Below are 3,406 nucleotides of genomic sequence, written 5' to 3'. Positions count from 1 at the left end.
CCGCACATGGACTTCGTCGGCGTCGGCGCCTTTGTCGGCATGTTCCAGGAAGCCAAGCAATGCTTCTTTATGTAGCACCGTAACATCGAACTTTTAACCCTGAATCCAACCTAGGAGAAAACCATGAGTGAAGACCTGAAAGCACTAGACGTAGCCGTAGAAGTAGACGCCCGAGGAACGGCCTGCCCCGGCCCGTTGCTCGAAGCCAAACGCGCCATCGCAAACTGCCCGACCGGCGGCGTGATGTGCATCCTGTCGTCCGACGAAGGGACCATCATCGACGTGCAGCGCTGGAGCAAGAAGATGAAGCACGAGTATGTCGGCGACTACGAAGACGACGGCTTCTGGCGCGTCTACATGAAGAAAATGGTCTAACGAATCGTCCATATCGTCCTCGTTCTCGCCCCTCATTCTCGTACTCGGAAAATGATCGAGGACGAGCTCGTTGGACGAGCTCGATGGACGAGGACGACCACCAGCCACAATCACCGAGCACCCCTAACCGGCACCGCGGAGCGCAGCGACGATGAAGAGCAACGAACCCCAACCCAAGATCCTGGTCTTTTCGACCAACAGCATATCCGATCCGGGCATCGACCTGGCCGGCAGTGCGCACATGCACTACTCGACCGCGGTACAAGTGATTCCCCTGCCCTGCTCCAGCGGCGTCAAGCCCTCGTGGATCGTCCACGCCATCGAGCAGGGATTCGACGGCGTCTTCGTGGCGGGCTGCGGCGGCGACTGCTCCTTTCTGGCCGACTGCACCCCGCGCACCAGCGCCGTCATCAAGAAAGCGCAGGACCTGATGAAAGAAAACGGCATCAGCCCCAAGCGGCTCAAGATGTCGGGTCTCTGCTCCGTTTGCGCCGACAACTTCGTGGCGCACATGAACAATTTCCAAAACGAACTCAAAAAGTTGGCCGAAAATGAGTAATCAGAAAAACATGGACTACGACGTCATGGTCGTCGGCGCCGGTACCGCCGGCATGGAGGCCTCGCTTTCGCTGGGCGACATGGGCTTCAAGGTGCTGCTCGTCGAAAAGAACCCGAGCATCGGGGGGCGCACGATCCTGCTCTCCAAGGTCTTCCCGACGCTCGACTGCGCAAGTTGCATCTCCACCCCGAAAATGGCGTCGAGCGCACACCACCCCAACATCACGTTGATGACCTACAGCGAGGTCGACGCCGTCACCAAGAACGCCGACGGCTCGTTCCACGTCCGGATGCACAAGAAGCCGACCTATGTCGACCAAACCACCTGCACGGGTTGCGGCCAGTGCGAAAGCGTCTGCACCGTGCCGATTCCCGACGAATACAACTACAACATGATCGCGCGCCGCGCCGCGCACATCCCCTTTCCGCAGGCCGTGCCGAAGAAAGCCGTCATCAGCCGCGGCGGACAGGCCCCCTGCATGCACACCTGCCCCGCCGGCGTGAAGCCCAGCGGATTCGTTTCGCTGGTGCGCGCCGGAAAATACGAGGAAGGCTTCAAACTCCACCTGGCCGATGCCCCGTTGGTCGGCAGCCTCAGCCGCGCCTGCTATGCGCCGTGCGAGGGCGAATGCACCCGCGACGAAATGGAAGGCTCCGTCAACATCCGCGCCATCAAGCGCTTCATGGTCGATTGGTACTACGACCGCCACCCGGAACCCGACTACGGCCCCGTCGAAACCCAGCTCGACTCCAAGGTCGCCATCATCGGTTCCGGCCCCGGCGGGCTCACCGCCGCGTTCCATCTGGCCAAGCAGGGCCATCAGGTCACCGTCTTCGAAGCCGAGCCGCACGCCGGCGGCATGCTGCGCCACGGCATGCCCGCCTACCGCATGCCCAACGCGCTGCTCGACCGCGACATCAAGAACATCACCGCCCTCGGCGTGGAGATCAAAACCAACGCCAAGGTCGAAAGCATCGCGGCGCTCAAGCAGCAAGGCTACGACGCGGTCTTTGTCGGCGTCGGCAACCAGAACCCGCGCATCATCCCGATTACCGGAAACGACCTGACCGACGTGACCGACTGCATGGACTTCCTGAAAGAAACCAACGTCGGCGAACAACTGCCGGATATCGAAGGCAAGGACTTCGTCGTCCTCGGCGGCGGCAACGTTGCGCTCGACGTCGCCCGCGCCGCCGTCCGCATGGGCACCAAAAGCGTTTCGATCGTCTGCCTCGAAGAGCAGGATAAAATGCCGGCGCACGAATTCGAAGTCCGCGAAGCCATCGAGGAAGGCGTCAAGCTCCACACGGGCGTCTCCACCAAGCGCATCTACAACGACGATGCGGGCAAGAGCAAACTCGAGGTCCTGAAGGTCGACGCGATCAACTTCGACGAAAAAGGCCGCATGACCGGATTCTCCACCGCCGAAGGGACCGAACAGTCGATCGACGCCGACGTGGTGGTGATGGCGGTCGGCCTCTCGCCGAGCACCCTCCCCTTCGAAAGCGAACTGCATTTGAACGGCAACAAGACGATTTTGACCGACAAGAAAACGCTCCAGACCTCCGACCCGATGGTCTTCGCCGGCGGCGACGCCGTGCTCGGGCCGTCGATCATCGTCGAAGCCATGGGCCAAGGCCGCAAAGCGGCGTTCTACATCGATCGGATGCTCAAGGGCGAGGACCTCGACGTCCCGTTCGAGTCGGACCTCCCGATGGCCGACAAGGAGGCGATCGTTGGATGTTCCGGCAGTTGCTCCTGCATACCGCCGACGGCGATCCGCGAGCACGATCCCATCAAGCGCATCCAGAGTTTCGAGCCCTATGAAGAAACCATGACCGAAAGCGAAGCGCGCGACTCCGCCAACCGCTGCCTCGGGTGCGGCGAATGCTCGCAGTGCCAGGAGTGCGTGAACGTCTGCCCCGGCGACTGCATCGACTTCAACATGCGCACCGACCACCTCGAGATGACCGTCGGCTCGGTCATCGTTTCGACCGGCTACGAAATTCTCGATCCGGCGGGCAAGGAGCTGATGGGCTACGGAACCTATCCGAACGTCATTTCCGGCCCGCAGATGGACCGCCTGCTGGCGCCGACCCGGCCGTACAACGGCGTGTTGCGCCCGTCCGACGGCAAGGAGCCGGAAAACATTGCCATCGTGCTCTGCAACGGCTCGCGCGACCACACCGTCTGCAACCCGCTCTGCTGCCGAATCGGCTGCATGTATTCCGCGAAGCACGCCCAGCTCGTGATGGGCGCGCTGCCGCTGGCCGACGTGACGATCTACTACATCGACCTGCGCGCCTTCGGCAAGGGCTACGACGAGTTCTACGAGCAGTCGAAGGGCATGGGCGTCCAGTACACCAAGGGCAAGGTCGCCCGCATCGACGAGCTCGAGGACGGCAACCTGAAGGTCCACTACGAAGACATGGAGGGCGAAGGCGGCCTGCGGGAAGCGGAACACGACCTGGT

Annotated in this window: 3 protein-coding genes; all 3 read left to right on the top strand. The window is 61.9% G+C overall.

The window, feature by feature from the left end; translation table 11 throughout:
- Positions 1-123: 123 nt before the first annotated feature.
- Positions 124-375, top strand: a complete 252-nt coding sequence (locus tag ABYO54_RS15510) for a sulfurtransferase TusA family protein (RefSeq protein ID WP_372809141.1) — start codon at positions 124-126, stop codon at positions 373-375.
- A gap of 151 nt (positions 376-526) precedes the next feature.
- Positions 527-934, top strand: a complete 408-nt coding sequence (locus tag ABYO54_RS15505; protein ID WP_372809140.1) for a hydrogenase iron-sulfur subunit — start codon at positions 527-529, stop codon at positions 932-934.
- A partial coding sequence (locus ABYO54_RS15500) for an FAD-dependent oxidoreductase (protein ID WP_372809139.1) occupies positions 927-3,406 on the top strand: 2,480 nt, incomplete at its 3' end. The genes ABYO54_RS15505 and ABYO54_RS15500, both read left to right, overlap by 8 nt.

Source organism: Pontiella sp., from assembly GCF_041622395.1.
GTDB lineage: Bacteria > Verrucomicrobiota > Kiritimatiellia > Kiritimatiellales > Pontiellaceae > Pontiella.
Note: the sequence above shows the minus strand (reverse complement) of the source record. Positions and strands in the feature narration are given on the sequence as shown.